A 5390-nucleotide genomic window follows, 5' to 3' on the forward strand; every position below is an offset into this window, starting at 1 on the left:
GCGGAGCCCCGGTGCGGCCGGGCGGCGTGCACGGGTGCGGCGTACGCCTCGTGCGAACCGTCCACCGCGAGCAGCGAGAGCGCGGCGACGACCTGGGTGGCGCCGATCAGCCCGCGCAGCTCGTACAGCGCGAGCGCGGCCTGGCCGAGGGTGAGGGCGTTGCTGCTGATGAGTGCGAGCGCGTCGTTATTGTCGAGGGGTTGCGGCTCGGGGGCCGTGACGATGGTTCCCTCAGCAGACGCCGTCGCGGACCCGTCCCTTCCGGACGGGTCGGGCCGGGAGGTGCCCGTCCGCCGCCAGGGCCGCTCCCCCACCAGCGCCAGGCCCGCCTGCGCCAGTGCCGCGATGTCTCCCGTTCCCACGGAACCGAACTCGTTGACGGCCGGGTGAACTCCGGCGTCCAATGCCTGGCACAAGGCTGTGATCACGCTGGGCCGCAGGCCGGCTCCTGCGGCCAGTAGCTGGTTGGCGCGTATGGCGAGCATCGCGCGGACCTGGCGGGCCGGGAGTTCCTCGCCGATGGCGCCCGCGTGGCTGCGCAGCAGGCGCAGGCCGTGGTCGGCGGCGGCCTCGGTGGGTACGTCTTCGTTCCGGTTGGCGCCGACACCGGTGGAGCGGCCGTAGACGCGCCCGGTCGCCGCGATCCGGCGGGCGGCGTCCCAGGACTCGGTCGCGCGTTTCATCGCTTCGGTGCCGGGGATCGGTCGGGCGGCCCCGTCGGCGAGGCGTACGACGTCCCCCACGCCGAGCCCGATCCCGTCGAGGACGACCGGCCCGGAGTACGCGCCTCCGGGTGCGTCCAGTATTCGAGACGACATCAGGGCAGAATCCCCCTCAATCTGGACATTCGATCTCGACTGTCGGCCAACCGTCGCCTCGGATTTACGCCGAACTGTTGACAAGTAATTCATGCACCGAGAACTCTGCATGACATTATGCAGCCGGGCAAGGGACATCTCATGATCCAGTTCGATGCGGTCCACAAGCGCTTCCCCAACGGCACGACAGCCGTCCACGATCTATCCCTGGAGATGCCCGAAGGCGGCGTCACCGTCCTCGTCGGCTCTTCCGGTTGCGGCAAGACGACCACCCTGCGGATGATCAACCGGATGGTCGAGCCCACCTCCGGCACCATCCGGGTCGGCGGCCAGGACGTCACCCAGCAAGACGCCGCCGACCTGCGCCGCTCCATCGGCTACGTCATCCAGCAGGCCGGCCTGTTCCCGCACCGCACGGTGCTCGACAACATCGCCACCGTCCCGCTCCTGCTCGGCTGGAACCGCCGCAAAGCGCGGGCCCGCGCCGCCGAACTCCTGGAGACCGTCGGTCTCGCCGCCGACGCCGGCAAGCGGTACCCCCACCAGTTGTCCGGCGGTCAGCAGCAGCGGGTCGGCGTCGCCCGCGCGCTGGCCGCCGATCCGCCGGTGCTACTGATGGACGAGCCGTTCGGCGCGGTCGACCCTGTCGTGCGCACCCAACTCCAGGACGAACTACTGCGCCTGCAGAAGGAGCTGAGCAAGACCATCGTCTTCGTCACCCACGACATCGACGAGGCCGTCCGCCTCGGCGACCAGATCGCGGTCTTCCGCACCGGCGGCCACCTCGTCCAGTGCGCCACTCCCGCTGAACTTCTCGCCCACCCCGCCGACGACTTCGTCGCCGACTTCCTGGGCGCCGAACGCGGCCTGAAGCTCCTCTCACTGAAGACGCTCGCGGACGTCCCGCAAGGCCCGGCGCCACACAACGGCACCTGGACGCTCGTCCTCGACCAGGCAAGCAGGCCACAGCACTGGAAGTCCGAGGAGGCAGAACTCCCCGTACGACCCCTCAAGGACACCGACTCCCTCCTGTCAGCCCTCAACGAGTCGATCGCCTCCCCCACCGGACTGATCGCCCGCGTCGACTCGGACGGCGTACTCACCGGCGTCTCATCGCGGGACGACATCCACGAGCACGCGGGCCGGGCCCACGCGGAAGTGAGGGTGGCGGCATGACGATCGACTGGTCGTGGATCGGCGCCCACACCGGCGAACTGACCACCCTCACCATCTCCCACCTCCAGGCCGCCCTGACCGCCGTCTTTTTCGGCCTGCTGATCTCCCTCCCGCTCGCGGTGATCGCCCACCGAATCCGCCCCCTGCGCGGCTTCCTCCTCGGTGCCTCGAACGTCCTGTTCACCATCCCGTCGATCGCGATCTTCGTGCTGCTCCTCCCGGTGAGCGGCCTGACCCGCACCACCACGGTCATCGGACTGACGGTCTACACCCTGGTCGTTCTGCTGCGGAACACGGTCGAGGGCCTCGACTCCGTCCCCGTGAAGGTGAAGGAAGCCGCGAAAGCGATGGGCACACGCCCGCTGCGCACACTCCTCACGGTCGAATTCCCCCTCGCCCTCCCCGTGATCATGGCCGGCGTCCGCATCGCGACAGTCATGTCGATCTCCCTCGTCTCCGTCGCGACGTACATCGGGGACGGCGGCCTCGGCCAGCTCTTCACGGACGGCTTCCAGCGCAACTTCCCCACCCCGGTAATCGCAGGAGTGGTCCTCACCCTCCTCCTCGCCGTCGCCGCGGACGCGGTGCTGGTGGCCCTCCAGTACGCCCTCACCCCCTGGAAGAGGCGGCGAGCCTGAGATGTACGAACTCTTCAAAAACCTCGGCACCTGGCTGGTCAGCGGATCCCAGTGGTCCGGCTCGGACGGGATCGCCCACCGCCTCGCCGAACACCTCCAGTACTCCCTTGTGGCCACGCTCATCGCCGCCGCCATCGGCCTCCCGCTGGGCCTGCTGATCGGCCACACCGGCAAGGGCGCCTTCCTCGCGATCAACCTCGCGTCCTTCGGTCGCGCCCTGCCGACCGTCGGCCTGGTCGTCCTGGTCTTCCTGGCCGGCGGCCTGTCGATGCTGCCCGTGTACGTCGCCCTCGTCGCCCTTGCCGTCCCGGCAATCGTCACCAACACCTACGCGGGAATGACAGCCGTCGACCCCGACGTGAAGGACGCCGCGCGCGGCCAAGGCATGCGCGGCCACCAGGTCCTCTTCCAGGTCGAACTGCCGCTCGCGCTCCCCCTGATCATGACGGGCCTCCGCCTGGCCCTGATCCAGGTCGTCGCGACCGCGACCATCGCCGCGTACGTCTCATTCGGCGGCCTGGGCCGCTACGTCTTCGACGGCCTCGCCCAGCGCGACCTCGTCCAAGTGCTCGGCGGCGCGGTGCTGGTCGCCATGGTCGCCGTCGTCCTGGACGTGACCCTCGCCGGCCTCCAGCGCTTCCTCTTCCGCCACCGCACCGCTTAGGGAACTCCTGACATGAACCGACGTACTGTCCTCGGTGGCCTGTTCGCCGTCGCCTCCGTCCCCGCCCTCTCCGCCTGCGCGAGCGGCATCACCTCCCTCGACAGCCAGGGATCCGGCACCGGCGGTGGCGGATCCAGCAAGGGCGGAATCACCGTCGGCACGGCCAACTTCACCGAGAACCAGGTCCTCGGCTACCTCTACGCCGCGGCCCTTCAGGCGGCCGGTGTGAAGGTGACCGTGCGCCCCAACCTCGGCACCCGCGAGATCGTGATCCCCGCCCTCAGAAGCGGCGACATCGACCTGCTGCCCGAGTACCAGGGCGCCCTCCTCAACTACCTCGACCCGAAGGCCACGGCGAGCGAGCAGGGCGCGATGCAGAACGCCCTCACCCTCGCCCTACCCACCGGCCTCCAAATCCTGCCCTACGGCATGGCGGAGGACTCGGACGCCTTCGTCGTCACCCGCGAGACCGCGAACAAGTACGGCCTGGCCTCCCTGGCCGACCTGAAGAAGCAGAACGGCAAGCTGGTCATCGGCGCCGCCCCCGAAGTAAAGAAGCGCCAGGTCGGCGCACTCGGCCTCAAGGATGTGTACGGCGTCGAGTTCAAGGAGTTCAAGTCGCTGGACTCCGACGGCCCGCTGGTCAAAGGCGCCCTGAAAAAGGGCGATGTGGACGTGGCGAACCTCTTCACCACCGACACCGACATCAAGTCAAACGACTGGGTGGTGCTGGCCGACCCCCTGCATCTGATCCCCAGCCAGCACATCGTCCCGCTCATTGCCGACCGCAAGGCCGACGACACCGTCCGCAAGGCGCTCGCCCGGCTCGGCAACGTCCTGACCACCGCCGACCTCACAGAGCTCAACAGCCTGGTCGACAACGACAAGAAGGACCCGCAGGACGTCGCGAACGCGTACGCGAAGCGGCACGGGCTGGTGAAGTAGGCCAACCCAGGACCGGCCATGACGGCGATTCTCCATGGTCGCAGAGGTCGAACAGCGCTCCGGGTACGCCGTGGACAGCCACCCTTGCGGTCGGCGATCAGGCGCCCGACAAGCATCGCAGGAGGACGCTCACGAACAAGCCGTCACACCAGAGCCAACGCCAACCCACCAGCATGCACGGTCTCACGATCCTCACCTGGTTCTGGCGAAAGACGGCAGGCATGCGGGATATCAGCCGAAGGAGTCTGCCAGGGGCGGGACTCAGGGGCGCGGCGATCTAGCGCCCCAGGCCATCGCCCTCAGGAGGCCCCCCGTCCCAGGGCAGACCACGGGCCGCGGTCGGCTGTTAGGCGGTTGGTGTCGGGGTGGTGGTGCGACGGAGCTGGGGCAGGCAGATGATCAGTCCGCTGAGCAGGCCGAGGGCGCCGAAGAGCCAGTAGGCGTTGTGGAAGGCGTTGAGTGCGGTACCGGCCCCGGGTGTACCGACGATGGCGGCGAAGAGACTGACGCCGAGGACAGCGCCGAGCTGGCGAAAGCTCTGATTGATCGCGGAGCCGACGGCGAACTGGGCAGGCGGCAGTGGCTGGGTGGAGGCGACGGACAACGTGGGCAGATTGATGCCGAGGCTGATTCCGGTGACCGCCATGACGGGCAGCCAGAGGGCGGCCCAGTGCGTGTGGGTGGAGAGCGCCACTGCGAGGGCGCTCTGGGCGAGGGCGAAGAGGACGGCCCCGGTGAGGAACACGATTTGGTGTCCGTGTTTGTGCACCATCCGGGTGGCCGGGCGGGCGGTGATCATCGTCATGACCGGGTTGGGCAGGCAGGCCAGGGCAGCGATCAGCACCGAGTAGTGCCACACCGTCTGCAGGAAGATGAAGTTGCTCAGGAGCACGGCGAAGAACGCCAGACCGAACACCAGCGAGGCCACGTTGACCAGCCGGAACTGGTGGACCTTGAACAGCGCCAGGTCCACCACGGGCCGGGCCGCGGTGCGGGTGCGCCACACGAAGACCGGCAGTAGTACGACGGCGACGACGAAGGCGGCGATCACCCCGGGGCTGGACCAGCCCCAGCTCGGGCCCTCGACGATGCCCAGGCTCAGCGCGGCGGGAATCACCGCGATCAGCACCGCCCCCAGCGGGTCGGGGA

General features: G+C 68.8%; 6 protein-coding genes. 4 read left to right on the forward strand and 2 right to left on the reverse strand.

The window, feature by feature from the left end:
* Nucleotides 1-818 (reverse strand): aromatic amino acid lyase (locus ACWDA7_RS49665; protein ID WP_450614418.1); only part of this gene is annotated, 818 nt, incomplete at its 3' end.
* A gap of 141 nt (nucleotides 819-959) precedes the next feature.
* Between ACWDA7_RS49665 and ACWDA7_RS49670 the strand changes: the two genes are divergently transcribed.
* Genes ACWDA7_RS49670 through ACWDA7_RS49685 form a run of 4 tightly spaced genes read left to right on the forward strand, consistent with a single transcriptional unit; the run spans nucleotide 960 to nucleotide 4241 of the window.
* Nucleotides 960-1994 carry an ABC transporter ATP-binding protein gene (locus ACWDA7_RS49670; protein WP_450614420.1) on the forward strand — a complete coding sequence of 345 codons (1035 nt, stop codon included), beginning with the start codon at nucleotides 960-962 and terminating at the stop codon, nucleotides 1992-1994.
* Nucleotides 1991-2632 (forward strand): ABC transporter permease, encoded by a 642-nt coding sequence (locus ACWDA7_RS49675; RefSeq protein WP_450614422.1) that lies wholly within the window; start codon nucleotides 1991-1993, stop codon nucleotides 2630-2632. The genes ACWDA7_RS49670 and ACWDA7_RS49675 overlap by 4 nt, the downstream gene beginning before the upstream one ends.
* Before the next feature lies 1 nt (nucleotide 2633).
* Nucleotides 2634-3296: an ABC transporter permease gene (locus ACWDA7_RS49680; RefSeq protein WP_450614424.1), complete on the forward strand. Its 663-nt coding sequence runs from the start codon at nucleotides 2634-2636 to the stop codon at nucleotides 3294-3296.
* Nucleotides 3297-3308: 12 nt separating this feature from the next.
* Nucleotides 3309-4241: an ABC transporter substrate-binding protein gene (locus tag ACWDA7_RS49685; RefSeq protein ID WP_450614426.1), complete on the forward strand. Its 933-nt coding sequence runs from the start codon at nucleotides 3309-3311 to the stop codon at nucleotides 4239-4241.
* Nucleotides 4242-4587: 346 nt separating this feature from the next.
* Here the strand turns inward: ACWDA7_RS49685 and ACWDA7_RS49690 are convergent.
* Nucleotides 4588-5390: MFS transporter (locus ACWDA7_RS49690; RefSeq protein ID WP_450614428.1), on the reverse strand; the 803-nt coding region annotated here is incomplete at its 5' end.

The organism is Streptomyces sp. NPDC001156, assembly GCF_053598275.1.